At 58.0% G+C, this 20,015-nt stretch carries 14 protein-coding genes, 1 tRNA gene and 1 pseudogene; 11 read left to right on the top strand and 5 right to left on the bottom strand.

Annotation, left to right across the window (positions count from 1 at the left end):
* Positions 1 to 101: 101 nt before the first annotated feature.
* On the bottom strand, positions 102 to 1,613 hold the full coding sequence (locus ABD827_RS01100; protein WP_344961569.1) for a CYTH and CHAD domain-containing protein: 1,512 nt from the start codon (positions 1,611 to 1,613) through the stop codon (positions 102 to 104).
* Positions 1,614 to 1,781: 168 nt separating this feature from the next.
* Between ABD827_RS01100 and ABD827_RS01105 the strand changes: the two genes are divergently transcribed.
* From ABD827_RS01105 to ABD827_RS01115, 3 genes are all read left to right on the top strand, one after another.
* Positions 1,782 to 2,462, top strand: coding sequence for a TIGR00153 family protein (locus ABD827_RS01105; protein WP_298719584.1), 681 nt, complete (start codon positions 1,782 to 1,784; stop codon positions 2,460 to 2,462).
* 21 nt (positions 2,463 to 2,483) lie between these two features.
* Positions 2,484 to 3,749: an inorganic phosphate transporter gene (locus ABD827_RS01110; protein ID WP_344961572.1), complete on the top strand. Its 1,266-nt coding sequence runs from the start codon at positions 2,484 to 2,486 to the stop codon at positions 3,747 to 3,749.
* A gap of 110 nt (positions 3,750 to 3,859) precedes the next feature.
* Complete coding sequence (locus ABD827_RS01115; protein WP_344961574.1) at positions 3,860 to 4,477, top strand: TIGR04211 family SH3 domain-containing protein; 618 nt, start codon at positions 3,860 to 3,862, stop codon at positions 4,475 to 4,477.
* A 513-nt stretch (positions 4,478 to 4,990) separates the two neighbouring features.
* Here the strand turns inward: ABD827_RS01115 and ABD827_RS01120 are convergent.
* A complete protein-coding gene (locus ABD827_RS01120; RefSeq protein ID WP_344961576.1) occupies positions 4,991 to 5,956 on the bottom strand; it encodes a hypothetical protein in 966 nt (321 codons plus the stop codon).
* Between the two features lie 440 nt (positions 5,957 to 6,396).
* On the opposite strand from ABD827_RS01120, the gene putA reads away from it, so the two are divergent.
* The gene (putA, locus tag ABD827_RS01125; RefSeq protein ID WP_344961578.1) at positions 6,397 to 9,564 is read left to right on the top strand and encodes a bifunctional proline dehydrogenase/L-glutamate gamma-semialdehyde dehydrogenase PutA; all 3,168 of its coding nucleotides are present in this window, start codon (positions 6,397 to 6,399) and stop codon (positions 9,562 to 9,564) included.
* A gap of 106 nt (positions 9,565 to 9,670) precedes the next feature.
* The gene (locus ABD827_RS01130) at positions 9,671 to 10,900 is read left to right on the top strand and encodes a multifunctional CCA addition/repair protein (protein WP_344961677.1); all 1,230 of its coding nucleotides are present in this window, start codon (positions 9,671 to 9,673) and stop codon (positions 10,898 to 10,900) included.
* On the opposite strand, the gene ABD827_RS01135 is transcribed toward ABD827_RS01130, so the two are convergent.
* Both ABD827_RS01135 and folB read right to left on the bottom strand, forming a co-directional pair.
* Positions 10,897 to 11,700, bottom strand: a complete 804-nt coding sequence (locus ABD827_RS01135; RefSeq protein ID WP_344961580.1) for an undecaprenyl-diphosphate phosphatase — start codon at positions 11,698 to 11,700, stop codon at positions 10,897 to 10,899. The two genes, ABD827_RS01130 and ABD827_RS01135, sit on opposite strands and share 4 nt — an antisense overlap.
* A gap of 65 nt (positions 11,701 to 11,765) precedes the next feature.
* Positions 11,766 to 12,134, bottom strand: coding sequence for a dihydroneopterin aldolase (gene folB / locus ABD827_RS01140; protein ID WP_344961582.1), 369 nt, complete (start codon positions 12,132 to 12,134; stop codon positions 11,766 to 11,768).
* 119 nt (positions 12,135 to 12,253) lie between these two features.
* On the opposite strand from folB, the gene plsY reads away from it, so the two are divergent.
* Positions 12,254 to 12,862, top strand: coding sequence for a glycerol-3-phosphate 1-O-acyltransferase PlsY (gene plsY, locus ABD827_RS01145; RefSeq protein ID WP_344961583.1), 609 nt, complete (start codon positions 12,254 to 12,256; stop codon positions 12,860 to 12,862).
* A 71-nt stretch (positions 12,863 to 12,933) separates the two neighbouring features.
* On the opposite strand, the gene tsaD is transcribed toward plsY, so the two are convergent.
* Complete coding sequence (tsaD, locus tag ABD827_RS01150) at positions 12,934 to 13,950, bottom strand: tRNA (adenosine(37)-N6)-threonylcarbamoyltransferase complex transferase subunit TsaD (protein ID WP_344961585.1); 1,017 nt, start codon at positions 13,948 to 13,950, stop codon at positions 12,934 to 12,936.
* Between the two features lie 179 nt (positions 13,951 to 14,129).
* Here tsaD and rpsU point away from each other — a divergent pair, with 179 nt between their 5' ends.
* The 5 genes and pseudogenes from rpsU to ABD827_RS01175 all read left to right on the top strand — a co-directional run bounded on the left by rpsU (position 14,130) and on the right by ABD827_RS01175 (position 18,966).
* The gene (rpsU, locus tag ABD827_RS01155; protein ID WP_014293599.1) at positions 14,130 to 14,345 is read left to right on the top strand and encodes a 30S ribosomal protein S21; all 216 of its coding nucleotides are present in this window, start codon (positions 14,130 to 14,132) and stop codon (positions 14,343 to 14,345) included.
* Between the two features lie 15 nt (positions 14,346 to 14,360).
* Positions 14,361 to 14,804 (top strand): GatB/YqeY domain-containing protein, encoded by a 444-nt coding sequence (locus ABD827_RS01160; protein ID WP_204795213.1) that lies wholly within the window; start codon positions 14,361 to 14,363, stop codon positions 14,802 to 14,804.
* Positions 14,805 to 14,883: 79 nt separating this feature from the next.
* Positions 14,884 to 16,662 carry a DNA primase gene (gene dnaG, locus ABD827_RS01165; protein WP_344961679.1) on the top strand — a complete coding sequence of 593 codons (1,779 nt, stop codon included), beginning with the start codon at positions 14,884 to 14,886 and terminating at the stop codon, positions 16,660 to 16,662.
* 226 nt (positions 16,663 to 16,888) lie between these two features.
* A pseudogene (gene rpoD, locus ABD827_RS01170) lies at positions 16,889 to 18,736 on the top strand (RNA polymerase sigma factor RpoD); the annotation flags it as partial.
* Positions 18,737 to 18,889: 153 nt separating this feature from the next.
* A tRNA-Ile gene (locus ABD827_RS01175) sits at positions 18,890 to 18,966 on the top strand.
* The last annotated feature ends 1,049 nt before the right edge of the window (positions 18,967 to 20,015 follow it).

A 20,015-nucleotide genomic window follows, 5' to 3' on the forward strand; every position in this document is an offset into this window, starting at 1 on the left:
TTGCTCTCGCCGGGTGTTTCGGCATGACCTATAAAAACTGGGGAGCCCTCAGCGCCTTCGCGGGAATGACGATAATCATTCGGTATTCAGCAACAGCCGCCTCAGCGCCAGTAGGGTTGCAGCAGCAAAGCCTGGGCCCGGGACTGCTCCAGCGCTTCCAGCAAAAATCGCTGCTTGCGCGCCAGCCATTCGTCCAGCTCGGCGCTGTCTTGCTCGTTCAGCTCATCACGCAGATCCAGCAGCGGCGATAACATATCCAGATCTTCGATGCCGCGCAGAATGTCGAGCCAGGGCATGCGAAACGTCATACGCTCCGTCTCCGGATACAAGTCGCTGAAGCAGAGTCCAACCATCAGGTTGCGTCTGAGCTTGCCCTTTTGCTGTATGTATTGCGCGCCATTCAGTTCCGGCTTGCCCAGTGCGCTGTGACGCAGGGTATGCCAACTGTCATCCAGTCGTTGTCGGGCCAGCTCGGCCACCGGAGCGGCCAACTGGGCCGTCTGCGCCGGAGCCAGTCCGGCTCGCCAGTCCTGGCGGTACAGCCAGTGGGTCAGTCCCAGCATCAATCGTGCATAACGGGGGCTGTAGAACAGGGTGCGCAGCTGGGTGGCGTCGGGCAACTGCGCCTGCTGAGCCAACAATTGACTGACCAGGGTTTTCCGGCAGTCCAGTCGACGCAGGTAATGACCCTTGTCGGCGGTCAGGTGAACCAGCATCTGGGCCCGATCCAGCCATGACAGTTGCTGCTGTAACCACAGTAAATCATCTATCCAGCCGCTGTTGATCCGGTGCGAAACCAGTTCGCCAAACAACAGCAGGGTCTGATGCACCAGAGAGACTCCCTCTCTCAGCTGTACCAGCCATTCGAGACTCGCGTTGGCCAGCCAGCCCTCTTCATGATGTTGCCAGTGACGCAGCCCCTTGTGCAGCAAGGCCACCATGGTCTGCTCACACACATCCTGCGGTTGCAGCGCCAGCGGTTCCAGCATGCACAGCCGGGGGCTGGAGCTGAGCCCCGCCAGTTGATAGCCGCGCCTGGCCTTGGAAACGGCCCCCAGTCGCAAGCCGCCCGCTTTCACCAGTTCCTCGGCCAGCTCGAACAACTGAGAGACATCGCCTTTTACCAACTCCAGCTCCAGCTCGTGAATGGGCTCTCGCCGTTCTCCCGCCTGTACCTCCCCTTCATCCAGTGCCAGCTCTATTTCGGTGCCGTCGATCGCCAGCAACCAGCGCCGACGCAGAAAATCGGTGCTGAACAACGGCTGCAATGACGCCTGTATCTGCGCCACCTCCAGCCCTTCGGGCCAGATCCGGGCCGGAAACAGCGACAGATCAGGGGAGTGTACCGTCAGGGGAACATTATACTCCGGCCGTTGATGCAGCCCCCCCACCTGATTGCCCGCCAGCTTGATGGTTTGCTCCATCTCCCCGTTCTGACTGCGGATACGCAAACCGGCATCCATTTTGCGCAACGCCAGATCGGCGGTATCGAAATAGGTGTTGGCCAGATGTTGCTGGTCCTGCTGGAGGATTTGGTAAGATTGCAACTGTGTGGACAGCTGAGCGCCCACCTCGGGTGAGACAAGAAACTTGAGTTCGATTTCTGTATCCATAAGGGTGTCCGGGAGTTCCAACCTTTTGATTTAAAAGTACAATAATAAAATACCGATGAGCCGAGACCCCGGCATCATGAAAAATGCTGTTTTCTTGCCTTTATAGTTAAGTTACCATTCGCGCCACTTTAATGTATCGAGTGTTTTTTCACCGACACAGGGTTGGCCATGCCAGTAAATACTATTTTAGGACTCTTTGCCAAGTCCCCAATCAAGCCCCTGCAGAAGCATGTGATTAAAGTCCATGAAGCTGCACAGCAATTGGTTCCCTTCTTCGACGCCATGTGGGAGCAGGACTGGGAGCAAGCCGAGATTATTCAACGCCGCATTTCCCAGCTGGAACGGGAAGCCGACACGCTGAAACGGGAAATTCGTCTCAAACTCCCTCGCGGCCTGTTTATGCCGGTTGAGCGTACCGATATGCTGGAACTGCTCACTCAGCAAGACAAGATCGCCAACAAGGCGAAAGACATCTCCGGCCGTATTATAGGTCGTCAGATGGGTATTCCGCCGCAGCTCAAACCCGCCTTCATGGATTATCTCAGCCGGTGTATCGATGCTACCGCTCAGGCCGCCAAGGCCATTGACGAGCTCGATGAACTGCTGGAAACCGGCTTCAAGGGCCGGGAAATGGATTTGGTGTCCGAAATGATCCACCAGCTCGACCTGATCGAAGATGATACCGATGTGATGCAAGCCAAACTGCGCAAGCAATTGCAGGCCATCGAAGACGGCTATAACCCTATCGATATCATGTTTTTGTACAAGATCCTCGAGTGGGTCGGTGACCTGGCAGATCAGGCCGAACGGGTAGGTGCCCGTTTAGAGCTGATGCTGTCCCGTTCCTGAGCGAAATAACAAGGTATTACAATGGATATCATTGCTAACTACGGCACCACGCTGATTCTGGTGGCGGCGCTCTTCGGCTTTTTTATGGCCTGGGGTATCGGTGCCAATGATGTGGCCAACGCCATGGGCACCTCGGTGGGCACCCGCTCACTGACCATCAAGCAGGCGATCCTCATCGCCATGGTCTTCGAATTTGCCGGCGCCTATCTGGCAGGGGGTGAGGTCACCTCAACCATAAAAAACGGTATTATCGACTCCAACGCCTTTGCCGGGCATCCCGATTTGTTGGTGTTTGGCATGATTGCCTCATTGCTGGCCGCCGGTACCTGGCTGCTGCTGGCATCCTACTTCGGCTGGCCGGTGTCCACCACTCACTCCATTATCGGCGCCATCATCGGCTTCGCCCTGGTATCACTGGGCTCGGAGGCGGTGCACTGGAACAAGGTGGCCGGCGTGGTCGGCTCCTGGATTATCACCCCGGCGCTGTCTGGTGTGCTCGCCTACTTCACCTTCATCAGCGTACAGCGGTTGATTTTCAACACCGACAATCCGCTGGCGGCCGCCAAGAAGTACGTGCCGGTTTACATCTTCATGACGGTGATGGTGATCTGTCTGGTGACCCTGAAGAAGGGTCTCAAGCATGTTGGTCTGGACATGAGCGATGCCCAGAGCTGGGGGCTGTCGATTCTGGTTTCCCTGTTCAGCGCCGTGCTCTGCAGTCTTTATATCAAGCGCCAGCAGTACAACCCGAACGATGACAAGGACATGCACTACTCCAACGTGGAGAAGGTGTTCGGCATCCTGATGGTGGTTACCGCCTGCGCCATGGCTTTTGCCCACGGCTCCAACGATGTGGCCAATGCCATAGGGCCGCTGTCTGCCGTGGTCAGCATAGTGCAAAGCTCCGGCGAAATTGCGGCCAAGTCCAGCATCGCCTGGTGGATACTGCCGTTGGGCGGCATCGGCATCGTCATCGGCCTGGCCTCACTCGGTCACAAGGTAATGGCCACAGTAGGTACCGGTATTACCCACCTGACCCCCAGCCGTGGCTTTGCCGCCCAGCTGGCCACCGCTGCGACAGTGGTGATCGCATCCGGCACCGGCCTGCCCATTTCCACCACCCAGACTCTGGTCGGTGCCGTGATGGGCGTCGGTCTGGCGCGCGGTATTGCGGCGCTCAATCTTAACGTATTGCGCAATATAGTGGTTTCCTGGATAGTCACGCTCCCTGCCGGCGCTATTCTGGCCATCATCTTCTTCTATATCATTCAGTGGTGCTTCAGCTAAGCACCGGCTTCAAGGGGGCAAAACGCCCCCTTGTTCTTGTTCTCCCCCCTTGCACCCATTACCATGTTCCCACTGTTGACAATGAATTATCGAGAACGAAGGAACCCCAGGTGAAATCGAGACTTCTTGTGGTACTGCTGTGCTATCTGCCGTGGCTCGGCGTGGCCGAAGCCGCCAATCGTTACATTTCAGATAACGTATATACCTATCTGCACTCCGGTCCCAGCAACCAGTTCCGTATCATCGGCACCGTCAATGCCGGCGAGCCGGTCGAGCAACTGGATCATGATGCCAAGACCGAGTACGTACAAATTCGTGACGCCGAGGGTCGTACCGGCTGGGTAAATGGCGACTTTATACAGACGGAAGAAAGCTTTCGCTCACGGCTGCCGTTGCTGGAAGAGGAACTGACCAACACCAAGCAGATGCTCGCCTCGGTAGATGAACGTCATGAGCTGGATATGCAGGACAAAACTACCCGGCTGTTGCAACAGGAGCAGGAATTGAACCTGGTGCACGATCAATTCAACGAGCTGCGTCAGCAACACGCCAAGCTGGAAAGTGAAAACCAGCGTCTGAGCAGCCTGATGGATGACAAGGAACACAAAATGCGTCTGGACTGGCTGCTGAACGGCGGCATGGTAGCCGGCGCCGGCATTCTGTTCGGGATACTACTGCCGATGATTCCGTTGCGCCGCAAGCGCAATCAGAGCCGCTGGATGAACTAAGACCGAGTTATACCAACCCCGGACAAAGGGCCCGCTCCACCGACTCGCTCAAGCACCTCCTTGTGACGCTCAGCACATGACGTCCCTGTCATGTGATGGTCGGTGGAGCAGATCCCTTTGCCCTCCTTGATGCTCCGGCATCGCCTGTTAGCACAGCCTGCGGACAACTCGGTGTTCCAGAAGAAGCAACAGAGAACGACTCCCACGACCGCCGGAAAATGCTCCTGCCGTTCCGGCATTCCCGCCCTCCCTGGCGGTCAGATGGCATGTCCGAGCTTAGAGGGGGCAAGCTTGTCTTGCCGCACGAATTGTTTCAACCTGACCGAACATCCAGTGAATGTTCGCAGTAGGTTGAAACAATGAGTGTCATATCCCGTAGCGTGTCGAGGGAGTCGGCTCTGTTGCCTCTGATCTGAGGCCTTAATATGACCAGATCATTACTGGAATTGGTATTAATCAACGACAAAGGCGCCCTGGGGCGCCTTTGTCGTAACTCGAGATATGAGCGGTTCGTTAGCTTTGGTCTTGCTGGCTCAGGGCGAAATGCCGGTTGGGCTTGCGATAGACGATGCCGTCCTGCAGCAACCAGTGAAAGATATCTTCTACTTCTTCCAACGGCTTCTCCAGCATGCGCGACACGGCTCCCTTGGCACAACGCAGCTCACCGGCCTGCAACCGGGCCACCAGTTCATGATAATAATCCGGACGAGCCGGCATGGCAGGCTCCGCCGGTACTTCTGGTGTCACTGCTACCTGCTGCTGCTCCTTCTTTCTGCGACTACGCCGGAAACGGGTTTCTTCCCCCAGCAGCGAAATAAAGAAGGCCGCAAAGAAATCCAGCAGCACAGACAGGGCGGCAACAACACCAAACTGCACCCGCTCCAATGGCCAGCCCAGGCCATCGGCCAGGCTGGACATCAGCCCCATCAGCGAACTCTGGCTGGTAATGGCCACCTTATCCCGCTGACGCCGTAACTCATCCTGTCGGGCCCGTAACTCCTGATTGCGCGCCAGCATCTTGGTCATGCCGTTGGCAATGCGTTTCATGTCGATATAAGCCTGGGCCGCCTGCTCGTTAATCTCGATTTCCCGATCCAGAGACACTATCTTGTCGTTATAGCTCTGCACCTCGGCCGCCTTGGCTTCATCCCCCTGCATCAGGGTGTTGGTGGCGGCGTTAATGCCGCCGACACTGCCGGCAATGGAAAGCCCCGCCAATACCCCATAGAAACAGAGCGCCTTCAGCGACCCCATCGCATCACCACGGTTGGTGCGTTCGCCCATTTCATACCAGATATAAAACTTGCCGACCTCGAACACCAACGCCAGGCCGCCAAACATCAGCTTCATCAGCAGGCCCTGCTCCAGCGACAGGAACAACAACAGAGAAAACACCATGGAAGCGGCAATGGAGGCGCCGGTGATCAGATAAACCACAGACAGGGCGAAAGGCCCCTTGGGAAGACGTTGATAGTGCACTTGGCTTGCTTACCACAGACAAAAATGAGCGCGCATTATAGGGCCAGAGCCACCGACAAGACAATGGCACCGGTCGGTCGAGTATTAACGCCGGACTCCCTGTTGTCGCCAATCTCCATTCGGTGCGTCCCCACTATCGCACACCGGCACATCATCCATATCGCCCCCACCGTCAAGGCACGCACCATCACCATCGACAACTGCCGGCGACGGCTTCAGCTATATTGATAAAACCTGACAGATAAAGCATGGCGCCCCCGACTTCGTATACAAAAACAGACGTTAAATCAGATATAAACCGATTGAAATGCCATAAAAACCTCACTTTAGCGTTCAGGTCGATGTGCAAACTTTTGATTACCCATTAATCGTATACATCAATATCCCTAACAGCCGCCTCGCTCGGGCAGCCGTTACCTCGCGACATCAGGAGTGCCGTTATGTTTACTGCCGCCACCGTCTTTGCCCCCGACTATGCCCCCAGAGATCTGCCGTCTCTGCGCCAGGACATCACCCAAAACTACATCGTCGACGAAAACACCTATCTGGCCGCCTTGCTGGAGCAGGTGCCCGCCAGTGGTCAGACTCTGACGCAGATAAATGAACAGGCCCGCCAACTGGTCACCCGGGTACGAGAAGAAAGCGACGGCGGTGACGGCATCGACGCCTTTTTGCAGCAATACAGCCTGGATACCCAGGAAGGCATTATCCTGATGTGTCTGGCCGAAGCCCTGCTGCGCATTCCCGACAGCCACACCGCCGACGAGTTGATAAAAGACAAACTGTCCGGCGCCGACTGGGCCAGTCATTTCCGCCAGAGCGACTCCACCCTGGTCAATGCCTCTACCTGGGGGCTGATGCTGACCGGCAAGATAGTGCGCATGGACAAGAAGCTCGATGGCAATCCGGCCAATGTGCTCAATCGCATGATCAACCGCATGGGCGAGCCCATGGTGCGCTCGGCCATGTATGCGGCCATGAAGATCATGGGCAAGCAGTTCGTGCTGGGCCGTGACATCAAGGAGGCGCTCAAGGCCAGCCGCAAGTCTCGCGAGCTCGGCTATACCCACTCCTACGACATGCTGGGCGAAGCTGCCATGACCGCCAGTGATGCCGAGAAATACCGCGCCGACTACGCCAATGCCATCGCTACCGTCGGGGCCGAGAAACTCAACAATCCCAAGGTGCCGCGCCCTTCCATTTCCATCAAGCTGTCGGCCCTGCATCCCCGCTACGAAGAAGCGAATCGGGAACGGGTACTGACCGAGCTGTACGCCACCGTGCTCGGGCTGCTGGAGCTGGCCCGCAAGCTGGATGTATTTATCACCATAGACGCGGAAGAAATGGACCGGCTTGAGCTGTCGCTCGACTTGTTCGAGGCGCTGTACCGGTCGGACGTCAACCAGGGCTGGGGCGGCCTGGGGCTGGTTATCCAGGCCTATTCCAAGCGCGCCCTGCCGGTATTGTGCTGGCTGACCGCCCTGGCGCGCGAACAGGGCGATGAAATTCCGGTACGTCTGGTCAAAGGCGCCTACTGGGACAGTGAAATCAAACTCTGCCAGCAAAGCGGCATCGACGGCTATCCGGTCTATACCCGCAAGGCCGGCACCGATGTGTCTTACCTGGCCTGTGCCCGCTACCTGCTGAGCGAAGCCTGTAATGGCGCCATTTATCCCCAGTTTGCCACCCACAACGCCCATACGGTGGTGTCGGTGATGGCCATGGCCGGTGAGCGAAACTTCGAATTTCAGCGCCTGCACGGCATGGGCGAAGAACTGTACAACGCCGTGCTGGCTGAAAACCCGGGACTGAATTGCCGCATCTATGCGCCGGTTGGCGCGCACAAGGATCTGCTGCCCTACCTGGTGCGTCGCCTGCTGGAAAACGGCGCCAATACCTCCTTCGTGCACAAGCTGGTGGATCCCAAGACGCCCATCGACACCCTGATCACCCATCCGCTGACCAGTCTGGCGGAATACGATACTCTCGCCAACGACAAGATACCGCTGCCGCTGGCCATCTTCCCCGACCGGACCAATTCCCGGGGCCTGAACATGAATATCGAGGGCATTCGCGTCCCCTTCTTCAAGGCGCTGGATAAACTGGCCGGCAAGAGCTGGCAGGGCGGCCCCATCGTCGGCGGCAAAACCCTGACCACGGGCACCGCCAACGCAGTACTGAGCCCCCAGAATAACGGCCATCAGGTCGGCCAGGTTCACTTCGCCGATAAAGCCACCGTCGAGCTGGCCGTCGGCAAGGCGCAGGCCGCCTTCGGGGGCTGGCGCAACACACCGGTGGACGTCCGCGCCCAGGCACTGGAAAAGCTGGCGGATCTGCTGGAAGAACACCAGGACGAATTTATTTCCCTCTGTACCCGGGAAGCGGGCAAGCTGCTGCAGGACGGCATCGACGAGGTGCGTGAGGCGGTGGACTTCTGCCGCTACTATGCCAATGAAGCCCGCGTGCTGATGGAGCCGAAGAAGCTGCCCGGATACACCGGCGAGCTGAACCTGCTGTTCGCCCAGGGCCGTGGTCCCTTCGTCTGCATCAGCCCCTGGAACTTCCCGCTGGCGATTTTCCTCGGTCAAATTTCCGCCGCCCTGGCCACCGGCAATACCGTGCTGGCCAAGCCCGCCGAGCAGACCAGCCTGATCGCCCATCTGGCGGTTACCCTGGCTCACAAGGCCGGTATTCCTGCCGATGTGCTGCAGCTACTGCCCGGCGACGGTGCCACCGTTGGCGCGACGCTGACCGCGGATCCGCGCATTGCCGGCGTCTGTTTCACCGGCTCTACCGACACCGCCATGCTGATCAACCAGACCCTGGCCAAGCGGAAAGGCGCCATCATACCGCTGATTGCCGAAACCGGAGGCCAGAACGCCATGATCGTCGACTCCACCGCCCTGCCCGAGCAGGTGGTACGGGACGTGGTACGCGCCGCCTTCCAGAGCGCCGGCCAGCGTTGTTCCGCCCTGCGGGTGCTCTACCTGCAGGACGACATCGCCGAACGGGTACTGGGCATACTGAAAGGTGCCATGAACGAGCTGAGCGTGGCCGATCCGGCGCTGTGGTCGACAGACGTAGGCCCGGTGATCGACCAGGACGCCCAGTCCGGCCTCGAAGCCCACCTGAGCAGGATGCAGGCCGAAGGCAAGAATATCATCGCCCAGACGTCGCTCGGCAAAGGCTGCGATCAGGGCTTCTATATTCAACCCACGGCGCTGGAGATCGGCGCCATCGGTGAACTGGAGAAAGAACAGTTCGGCCCCATACTGCACGTGGTGCGCTTCAAGGCCAAAGACATCGATCAGGTAATCAAGGATATCAATAATACCGGTTACGGCCTGACCCTGGGCATTCACAGCCGTAACGAGTCCTTTGCCGAATATGTGGCCCAAAGTATCGATGCGGGCAACGCCTACATCAACCGGGATCAGATCGGCGCCATGGTGGGCGTACAACCCTTCGGTGGCCAGGGCCTGTCCGGCACCGGCCCCAAGGCCGGTGGCCCCCACTACCTGACTCGCTTCATCACCGAGAAGACCATCACCAACAACACCACGGCCATCGGCGGCAACGCCACCCTGCTGTCGTTGGGTGAGGGTTGATCGGGAGCCCTAAGCCGAAAGCTGTAAGATGAAAAAGACGCTGCGGCGTCTTTTTTCATCTTCAGCCGTTATAATGACCTTTTTTAGAGAAAGAGGGCCTGAATTCGTGGAAGTCTATCTGGTGGGGGGCGCGGTACGGGATGAACTGCTGGGGCTGAAGGTCAGGGAACGCGACTACATGGTGGTGGGGGCGACTCCCGAGCAATTGCTCAAGCTTGGCTACAACCAGGTCGGCAAGGACTTTCCGGTGTTTCTGCACCCGACAAGCCGCGAGGAATACGCCCTGGCCCGTACCGAGCGCAAGTCAGGCAAGGGCTACACCGGTTTTATCTGCGAATTCGGCCCCGACGTCACATTGGAACAAGACCTGCTGCGTCGGGATCTGACCATCAATGCCATCGCCCGGGATCAGCAAGGCACACTGCATGATCCCTACGGTGGCCAGGCCGACATAGAGGCGCGGGTGCTGCGCCATGTGTCCGACGCCTTCGGAGAAGATCCGCTGCGGGTCTTGCGGGTGGCGCGCTTCGCCGCCCGCTTTCACGCTCAGGGTTTTACCGTGGCCGATGAAACCCAGACTCTGATGCAACAGATGGCTGCCGGCGGTGAGCTTGGCGCCCTGACGCCGGAACGAGTGTGGAAAGAAACGGAAAAGGCCCTGGCCAGCGACAACCCCCAGGTGTTTTTCGAGGTATTGCGCCGGTGCGGTGCACTCAAGGTGCTGTTTCCACAAGTGGATGCCCTGTTCGGCGTGCCCGGACCGAAAGAATGGCACCCGGAAATCGACACCGGTCTGCACACCATGATGGTACTCAAACGCGCCGCGGAGCTGGGCGCCGGCATCCCCTGTCGCTTTGCCGCCCTCTGCCATGACTTCGGCAAGGCGCTGACCCCATCGGATAAATGGCCCAGCCACCACGATCACGGCGAATTGGGCATAGAGCCGATAGCGACGCTGTGCGCCCGCTTCAGGGTGCCCACCGAACACAGGGAACTGGCCCTGCTTATGAGCCGCTGGCATATTTGCCTGCATCGGCTGGTCAACCCGGCGCCGGAGCAGGCCGAGGCGGTACTGGCACTGTTTCAGCATACCGATGCCTGGCGCAAGCCCGAGCGCTTCGCCCAGTTACTCTTGTGTGCCCAGGCGGATTTGCAGGGCAGAACCGGCTTCGAACAGCGTCCTTACCCGCAGCGGGAGCGACTATGGCAGTGGTTGTGCGAACTGAGAGCCATTACCGCCGCCCCCTTTGTGGCTCAGGGTCTCAGGGGCCCGGCCATCGGCGAGGCCATTGCTGACGCCCGCCTGCAGCAGCTAAGACGATGGCTGGCCGCTTAAAGCTGGCCGGCCATTACCCAGAACAACACGGCGCCCAGCCCTAATCGATACAAGACGAAAGGCATGACACCGATACGGTTGAGCAGCGCCAGAAAAAGATGAATGCAGGTCAGGGCGCTGGCAAAAGACACCACCACGCCCAAGCCGATGGCCGACCAGGGCATGGTCAGGCCGGAGCCGATTAAACCGCTCGCCTGATGGCTGCCGGCCAGAAAGATGATGGGGATGGACATCAGAAACGAAAAGCGAGCGGCGGCAGCCCGGGTCATGCCCAGCATCAGGCCGGCGGTCAGGGTGATGCCGCTGCGTGAAGTACCCGGGATCAGGGCCAGCGCCTGGGCGCACCCCAACAAAAGAGCGCCCCGCCAACCGGTCTGATATTCGTCTTTGTACAGCTGCGCCATCTTGTCCGCGAGCCACAGCAACAAACCAAACACCACGGTGGCCGCCGCAATGACCCAGCCGGAACGCAGGTAGTCGGCGATCACGCCACCAAACAGCGCCCCAATCACACAGGCCGGCACCGTTGCCAGCACTATGCTCCAGGCCAGCCGCGATTCGGCATTATGTCCTTTTCCGCGCAACGAGCGAGACCAGGCCCGGGTCAGGGTAACGACTTCCTTGCGGAAGTAATACAGCACCGCCAGCAGGCTGCCCAGATGTACCGCCACGTCGAAGGCCATGCCCTGATCGCGCCAGCCCAGCAACACCGAAGGCAGAATCAGGTGCGCCGAGCTGGAAATGGGGAGGAATTCGGTAAACCCCTGAATAAGGGCGAGCAGTATGACGTGCACTTCCATCTTGCTATTCCTTTAATCGGTTACATCGATAGGATAGCCGAGTCTTATGGCGCTTTTATGGTGTCTCAGACACCGCGGGCATGGTCGGCAAAGCGCTCTATTTCTACGCCCACGCCAGCGGCATTGGCCACAGCGCCCGGCTTGGTCAGCCGAACTTTTACCGACTGAACCGGAAACTCCGCCAGGATCAACTGGGCTATCTGCTCGGCCATGGTTTCGACCAGCTCTACATGATTTTGTTCGGCGTGCTGCGTCACTTTCTGGGACAGGGCGGCATAATCAAGCGCCTTGGTCAGATCGTCACCCAGCGCCGCCGGCCGATTGTCATGCATCATCTCCAGATCGAAGCGGATCTTTTGTTTTATGCTCTTTTCCCATTCATAAGCGCCAATGGTAGTGAGCACTTCCAGGGCTTGTACAAACACTTTATCCATCGTTTATATCTTCTGTTAAGCTGTGGTTATTTTCGGCGATCGGGCCTTGCTGGCTCAGCCAGCAGCTCGGTTTTTAAGCGCGCAATAGTAACGGATTGACCCCGAGGTATAAACCGAGAATGACGGCTCTCACCCTGTTTATGATCATGCTTGCCTATCTGGGAGGATCCATCTCCAGTGCCGTGTTGATCTCTCGTCTTTACCGTCTGCCGGACCCACGACAGCATGGCTCGGGCAACCCCGGTGCCACCAATGTGCTGCGCACCGGCAACCGCAGCGCCGCGGTCTGGGTGCTGCTGCTCGATATTCTCAAGGGAACACTGCCGGTTTATCTGGGCTGGTTTCTCGACATCAGCCCTCTGTATCTGGCCTTGATCGGTATGGCTGCCTGCCTGGGACACATGTTCCCGCTGTTTTTCCACTTTCGCGGTGGCAAGGGCGTGGCAACCGCCCTGGGTACCCTGCTGCCACTGGGCATGGACATGACCGGCCTGATGCTGCTGACCTGGCTGGTCTGCCTGGGATTGTTTGGCTATTCCTCGCTGGCCTCACTCATTACCGCCCTGGTGGCACCACTCTATGTGTATTTCATCAAGCCGGAATATACCCTGGCGGTGGCCCTGCTCTCCTGCCTGCTCATACTGCGCCATCACCGTAATATCAGCCGTCTGTATCACCGGCAAGAAAAACCGATTCTGGACAAGTTCAGGGGACATCGTGGGGAATAACACTGTGAAGGGTGAGGTATAAGGCAACGTTCTTTCCTAACACCTCACTCTTTACTCCGCACGGGGTCACGTCAATCAACCGCTTCCAGCTCATCGAGCGGCCAGCGCGGCCGGGCGCGTACCGCCAGCGGCTCGCTTTCACCGGCTTTCAGTCGTTGCAGGCCGGCGAAGGCAATCATGGCGCCGTTATCGGTGCAATATTCGTTACGCGGATAGAATACCTCGCCCTTCAGCCCCTTCATCAGCGCTTCCAGTTGGCTTCGCAACGAGACATTAGCGCTCACACCACCGGCTACCACCAGGCGATTGAGCCCGGTCTGCTGCAGGGCACGTTTGCATTTGATGGCCAGGGTATCGACTACCGCCTGCTGAAAGGCGTGGGCGATGTCGGCCCGAGTCTGCTCGTCGTTACCCTCTCGGGCAATGGTGGTGGCGGTGGCGGTTTTCAGGCCGGAAAAGCTGAAATCCAGCCCGGGCCTGTCGGTCATGGGCCGCGGAAATTTAAAGCGGTTGGGCAGCCCCAGCTCGGCAAGCCTCGCCAGACGCGGGCCACCGGGGTAATCCAATCCCATCAGCTTGGCGGTTTTATCGAACGCCTCACCGGCGGCATCGTCTACCGACTCGCCCAATATTTCGTAACGACCAATGCCATCGACCCGCACTAACAATGTATGACCGCCAGACACCAGCAGGGCGACAAAAGGAAAGGCCGGTACCCGCTCTTCCAGCATGGGGGCCAGCAGGTGACCTTCCATATGATGCACCGCCACCGCCGGCTTGTTCCAGGCGAAGGCCAGGCTACGGCCTATGGTAGCGCCAACCAGCAGGGCGCCCATCAGTCCGGGTCCGGCGGTATAGGCCACACCGTCGATATCATCCCGACTGCAACCGGCGTCGGCCAGCGCGGCCTCGATCAGCGGAATGGTCTTGCGAATATGATCCCGACTGGCAAGCTCGGGCACCACGCCACCGTAGTCCGCATGCAGCGCGACCTGGCTGTATAACTGGTGAGCCATGATACCGAGCTGGTCGTCGTAGATGGCGATGCCGGTTTCATCACAGGAGGTTTCTATACCTAGTACACGCATGTCGGTCTAATCATTCAAGGCTGTCGGAAAAGAGGGGCCTATGTTACCCTCCCCGTGATTTTTTAACCAGCGAAGGGCTGCCGGACTTTACTTTAGGTTCCGGTTCAGAGTAGAATTTCGCACCATTTTTATTAGTCAAACTGGTCGGTGACAGACCAGTTAACCGAGGTGAGAGGCACATGCCAGTAATTAAAGTACGTGAAAACGAGCCCTTCGACGTAGCCCTGCGTCGTTTCAAGCGTTCCTGCGAAAAGGCCGGTATCCTGTCTGAAGTGCGTCGTCGCGAGCACTACGAGAAGCCGACTACCGAACGCAAGCGCGCCAAGGCTGCTGCTGTTAAGCGTCATGCCAAGAAACTGGCTCGTGAAAACGCACGTCGTACTCGTCTGTACTAAGTTGTTGTTGATCTCATGTCTTTAAAAGACCAGCTGTCAGAGCAACAAAAGATTGCCATGCGTGCCAGAAACAAGGCGCGCCTCGGCACCTTGCGTATGCTGCTGGCAGAGATCAAACAAAAAGAGATAGACAGCCGCGAGACCCTGGATGATGACGCCATCATCACCATCGTCACCAAAATGGTGAAACAGCGTAAAGACGCCGCCACTCAATTTGAGCAGGCCGGACGTCAGGAGCTGGCCGATGGTGAACGCCAGGAAATCGTGGTGCTGCAGGAATTCCTGCCGCAACCTCTGACCGCAGACGAACTGGATGCCTTGCTGACGCAAGCCATCGCCGATACCGGTGCCACTGGCATGCAGGATATGGGCAAAGTGATGGCGGTGCTCAAACCGCAAATCCAGGGACGTGCAGATATGGGCAAGGTCAGCGCCAGCATTAAAGCCAGACTGGCTTAAAGCGCTCACGCTGTTCCCTGCCGACGGGCCGTGCCTCTTCTTGAAGCACGGCTTTGTTTTTTTCGCTTTCCGGTGAATGATGACAGGCAGAATCCCCCAATCTTTTATTGACGATCTGTTGGCCAGAACCGACATCGTCGATCTCATCGATCAGCGGGTAAAACTGAAAAAAGCCGGCAAGAACTATCAGGCCTGCTGCCCTTTTCACAACGAAAAATCCCCCTCCTTTACCGTCAGTGCCGATAAACAGTTCTATCATTGCTTCGGCTGTGGCGCCCACGGCACCGTGCTCGGCTTTCTGATGGAATATGACGGACTGGAATTTCTCGATGCCATCGACGAACTCGCCGGCATGCACGGAGTCACGGTCCCGCGGGAAAGCGGCGGCTCATCGCTATCTCCGGCACAACAGGCGGCGGCAAAGGCGGTACGCCAGGATCTCTACGGTCAGCTCAACGATATCAGCCGTTTCTATCAGGGACAGCTGCGCCAGTCCCAGGATGCCATCAGCTACCTCAAGGGCCGAGGCCTGAGCGGCGAGGTGGTCAAACAGTTCCGTATCGGTTACGTGCCGGATCAGTGGGATGGTGTAAAAAAACAGTTTGCCCGCAATCCGGAGGCCGAACGCCAGCTGATTGAAGGCGGCATGCTGCTGCAAAGCGACAACGGCCGGGTCTATGACCGTTTTCGCGATCGCATCATGTTCCCCATTCACGACCGGCGCGGCCGGGTTATCGGCTTTGGCGGTCGCGTTCTGGGCGACGGCACCCCGAAATACCTGAATTCACCCGAGACACCGGTGTTTCACAAGGGGCGTGAACTCTACGGCCTCTATGAAGTACGGCAGGCACACCGCAATCCGGATCGTATCCTGGTGGTGGAAGGCTACATGGATGTAGTGGCGCTGGCCCAGTTTGGCATCGACTATGCGGTGGCCAGCCTCGGCACCTCCACCACACCCGATCACCTGCAGTTGCTGTTCCGCACCACCCGCGAAGTGATCTGCTGCTACGACGGAGACCGAGCCGGACGCGAAGCCGCCTGGCGCGCATTGGAAAATGCCCTGCCATTGATGCAGGATGGTCGCAGCCTGAAATTCGTGTTTCTGCCCGACGGCGAAGATCCCGACACCCTGGTACGCAAACTGGGCGCCGCCGTGTTTGAGCAGCAACTGAGCGAAGCCCAGGACTTCGGCGACTTCCTGTTCGAGCGCCTGGCCCAGGACACCATGAGCGGTGATGCCGGCCAGCACGAGCTGGCCAACAAGGCGGCGGAAGCCATTATTCGAGTGCCGGAAGGCTTTACCCGCGAAGGCCTGATCACTCACCTCTCCCGCCAGCTGAACTGGGGCGAAAACGAACGGAGGGTGCGAGAGCTGTTCGGTCGTTTGCAGAAGAGCGGCGCAGAGCCAGCCGCCCCGGCCAGACAGCCCGGTAAAAAGATAAAGCTGACCCCTATTCGCCGGGCCATTGCCCTTGTGCTACAATATCCGGCTGCCGCTGCCAGACTACCGGCCATGCCCGAACTGGCCGAATTGCCATTACCCGGCATGGAACTGCTGCAGGCGCTGTTGGGTCAGGTGCAACACCGACCGGAAATGACCACGGCCCAGTTGCTCGAACACTGGCGCGGTCATGAATCCGAGCCGGCGCTGGCTCGCCTCGCAATGGCCGAAGGCCTGTTTGCAGGCGAGCATATCGAGCAGGAGCTGCAGGATATCTTTGTGGTGTTGATCAACGAATACCTGGCCAGCCGCATCGAATCGCTGCAACGAAAAAGCAGTCAGCACGGACTGACCTCGGCAGAAAAACAGGAATTACTGCTGCTGCTCAGCGAAAGCAAGGGTGGGAGCGGATGAACATTGAAAAGTGGGCGTGACGCCCCAATATCGTAAAGCAGGCCCGGCAAACGGGTAATGATGAACCATTGAACGCTGCAGCACTCTCACCGATTATTGAAGGCGAGGCGTGTTGGCAAGCTCAGACCAGCATAGCGAGGCTGGTCAAATTTTGTTATAATCGGCTACTTGCGCGCCATAAAAGAGTGCCTAATGCCTACACCCTCTTGCAACATCTAACCGGACGAGTTCTATGGAGCAAACCCCGCAGTCTCAGCTTAAACTTCTCGTTGCCAAAGGTAAAGAACAGGGTTACCTGACCTATGCCGAGGTAAACGATCATCTTCCTCAGGATATCGTCGATTCCGATCAAATCGAAGATATCATCCAGATGATCAATGACATGGGTATTCAGGTGGTGGAAAGCGCCCCCGATGCCGATGATCTGATGATGTCTGAAACCACCGCCGACGAAGACGCCGCCGAGGCCGCCGCTCAGGCGCTGGCTTCTGTTGAGTCGGAAATTGGCCGCACCACCGACCCGGTACGCATGTACATGCGCGAAATGGGTACGGTTGAGCTGCTGACCCGTGAAGGCGAAATCGACATCGCCAAACGGATCGAAGAAGGCATCAACCAGGTGCAGAGCTCGGTGTCCGAATACCCCGAGACCATCACCTCTTTGCTGTACCAGTTTGACCGCTTTGAAGCCGGTGACATCAAACTGAGCGATATCATCTCCGGTTTTCTCGACCCGGACGCCGTCGACACCGTCGCCCCCACCGCTACTCATATCGGCTCGGAACTGAGCGATAAAGAGCTGGAAGACGAAGACGAAGACGAAGACGATAAAGACGACGAAGACGAAGAAGAAGTCGATACCGGCCCGGATCCCGAGCTGGCGCGCGAAAAATTCGGCATCTTGCGTGAACAATACGACATCATGCGCGGCGTGATTGAAAGCAAAGGCCGTACCTCGCCGGAAGCCGCTGCAGAAATCGCCGGGCTCGCCTACATCTTCCGCGAGTTTCGCCTGGTGCCCAAGCAGTTCGATCGCCTGGTCAATGCCATGCGTAACACCATGGACCGCGTACGCATTCAGGAACGCCTCATTCTGAAGCTGTGTGTAGAGCAGTGCAAAATGCCGAAGAAGACCTTCGTGCAGGCCTTTGCTCAACACGAAAGCGAGCAGGAATGGTTCAAGAAGCAGCTGGCCGCCGGTAAAGCCTGGTCAGTGAAGATGGAAGAAGTCGCCGAAGACGTGCTGCGTTCCATCAGTAAGCTCAAGCTGGTTGAAGAAGAAACCGGTCTGACCATCTCGCAGATAAAAGACATCAACCGTCGCATGAGCATCGGTGAAGCCAAGGCCCGCCGCGCCAAGAAAGAAATGGTTGAGGCCAACCTGCGTCTGGTTATTTCCATCGCCAAGAAGTACACCAACCGTGGCCTGCAGTTCCTGGATCTGATCCAGGAGGGTAACATCGGTTTGATGAAGGCCGTGGACAAGTTTGAATACCGTCGCGGCTACAAGTTCTCGACCTACGCTACCTGGTGGATTCGTCAGGCCATTACCCGCTCCATCGCGGATCAGGCCCGTACCATCCGTATTCCGGTACACATGATCGAGACCATCAACAAGCTCAACCGTATTTCCCGCCAGATGCTGCAGGAAATGGGCCGTGAACCGACCCCGGAAGAGCTGGCGCATCGCATGGCCATGCCGGAAGACAAGATCCGCAAGGTGCTGAAAATCGCCAAAGAGCCGATCTCGATGGAGACGCCCATCGGCGACGATGAAGACTCCCATCTGGGCGACTTTATCGAGGACACCACCCTGTCCTTGCCGGCCGACTCCGCCACCAGCGAAAGCCTGCGTAATGCTACCAAAGACGTGCTTTCGGGCCTGACGGCTCGAGAAGCCAAGGTACTGCGCATGCGCTTTGGTATCGACATGAACACCGACCACACTCTGGAAGAGGTGGGCAAGCAGTTCGACGTTACCCGCGAGCGTATTCGCCAGATCGAAGCCAAGGCATTGCGCAAACTGCGCCATCCCAGCCGCTCCGAAGTACTGCGCAGCTTCCTCGACGAGTAAGCGGCAGTGAGCGACAAGCAAGACGATAAAAGGGCGCCTCGGCGCCCTTTCTCTTTTTGTGCCTAATGTTCCAACCGTTTAAAAATCAAACTGATATAGAGCTACCCTGACTGGACAGCCAAGGCGGCTTTCCCTATAATCAGCTCCACTTTTGGCCCCTTAGCTCAGTTGGTTAGAGCACACGACTCATAATCGTTAGGTCCCCAGTTCAAGTCTGGGAGGGGCCACCAAATAGCAAGGGTTAGCAGGTTAAGAGCCGCTAACCCTTTTTTTCTGTGCCGCCTATGTGCCGCTTTGCAGCGGGATAGCCAGGGAAACAAAACAGCCCGATTCACCAGGGCGAAACGCTCCATCATGGCCAGCGCCAGCACCACCGATGCCCCAACCAATCAACCAATTTACTGATTCCGGCATAATGGTAACGCCCAAAGTGGCAGCCTATCCCCTCCCGTTCTTGGTGCCCCTTTAGCGGCTTTTGAATACCGCCACGGCAGACCCACAAACCCGCGCCCAAAGTGTAAATTCCTGCCACAGCCCTTACCCCGCCTGCCTCTAAAATCCGCGCCCTATTCGGCGTTGGCTCTCTGTTCCCCGTTACTCGGCCCTGAAAAAAGTTTTCCAACCTGCGGCGATACGGAAAGACTTGGGCGGCGGTCCCGGTAGCCCTCACGGCACACAGGATCAGATCCCCCCTACGGGCCTTGGTTCTCAAAGGCGGGTTTCCGCCTTTGGTTAATCGGTTTGCTGGTGCTGGCGCTCGTCCCTGGGTAAATACCTCAAGGCCGGAAAACCGGCTTTGGTCGGCGCTATGTTGCGCCCGTTGGTGTTGCCGGGTCTGGCTGGTGATGATGGTTGCCGTGCTGGGGTCTTGTCTGGCCACAGAACGGCAGCCCTCGGGGAGTCTGGCCACTGGCTGGCCCGGTCGTGTACCCGTTAAGTCGTCGCCCCGTTTGTCGTTTCTGACAAGAACCTTTGTCGATTCCGACAAGAAAGCGCACCTATCCGGCAGCCTTTCGGGATCAGCTTGGCGGCTGGCGCTCTACCCTGGGCAACCATGCCCGGTGTCGGGCTGCTTGGTCGGGTGTGCGGGGTGAGTCTGCCCGGCTGTACATTTCGCGGGTCCTTGCTGGCTCGGTTCGTCAGTCCACGGGGACGCAGAGTCGCGGACTCCGGCTAAATTTCGGGGCTTTTGGGTCAACAGCAGCACCAGGGGCCAGCCCTTGCCGTGCCTGTCTTTGAAGGTGCCTAAGTTGTTGTTTCACTGCGCCAGCCAGGGGCA

Origin of the sequence: Oceanisphaera sediminis (assembly GCF_039539745.1) — a bacterium.
GTDB classification, from domain to species: domain Bacteria; phylum Pseudomonadota; class Gammaproteobacteria; order Enterobacterales; family Aeromonadaceae; genus Oceanimonas; species Oceanimonas sediminis.

Coding starts and splice junctions, on each gene's coding strand:
- ABD827_RS01100 (WP_344961569.1), bottom strand. CDS start 1,613: ATGGATACAGAAATCGAACTCAAGTTTCTTGTCTCACCCGAGGTGGGC.
- ABD827_RS01105 (WP_298719584.1), top strand. CDS start 1,782: ATGCCAGTAAATACTATTTTAGGACTCTTTGCCAAGTCCCCAATCAAG.
- ABD827_RS01110 (WP_344961572.1), top strand. CDS start 2,484: ATGGATATCATTGCTAACTACGGCACCACGCTGATTCTGGTGGCGGCG.
- putA (WP_344961578.1), top strand. CDS start 6,397: ATGTTTACTGCCGCCACCGTCTTTGCCCCCGACTATGCCCCCAGAGAT.
- ABD827_RS01135 (WP_344961580.1), bottom strand. CDS start 11,700: ATGGAAGTGCACGTCATACTGCTCGCCCTTATTCAGGGGTTTACCGAA.
- folB (WP_344961582.1), bottom strand. CDS start 12,134: ATGGATAAAGTGTTTGTACAAGCCCTGGAAGTGCTCACTACCATTGGC.
- plsY (WP_344961583.1), top strand. CDS start 12,254: ATGACGGCTCTCACCCTGTTTATGATCATGCTTGCCTATCTGGGAGGA.
- tsaD (WP_344961585.1), bottom strand. CDS start 13,950: ATGCGTGTACTAGGTATAGAAACCTCCTGTGATGAAACCGGCATCGCC.
- rpsU (WP_014293599.1), top strand. CDS start 14,130: ATGCCAGTAATTAAAGTACGTGAAAACGAGCCCTTCGACGTAGCCCTG.
- ABD827_RS01160 (WP_204795213.1), top strand. CDS start 14,361: ATGTCTTTAAAAGACCAGCTGTCAGAGCAACAAAAGATTGCCATGCGT.
- dnaG (WP_344961679.1), top strand. CDS start 14,884: ATGACAGGCAGAATCCCCCAATCTTTTATTGACGATCTGTTGGCCAGA.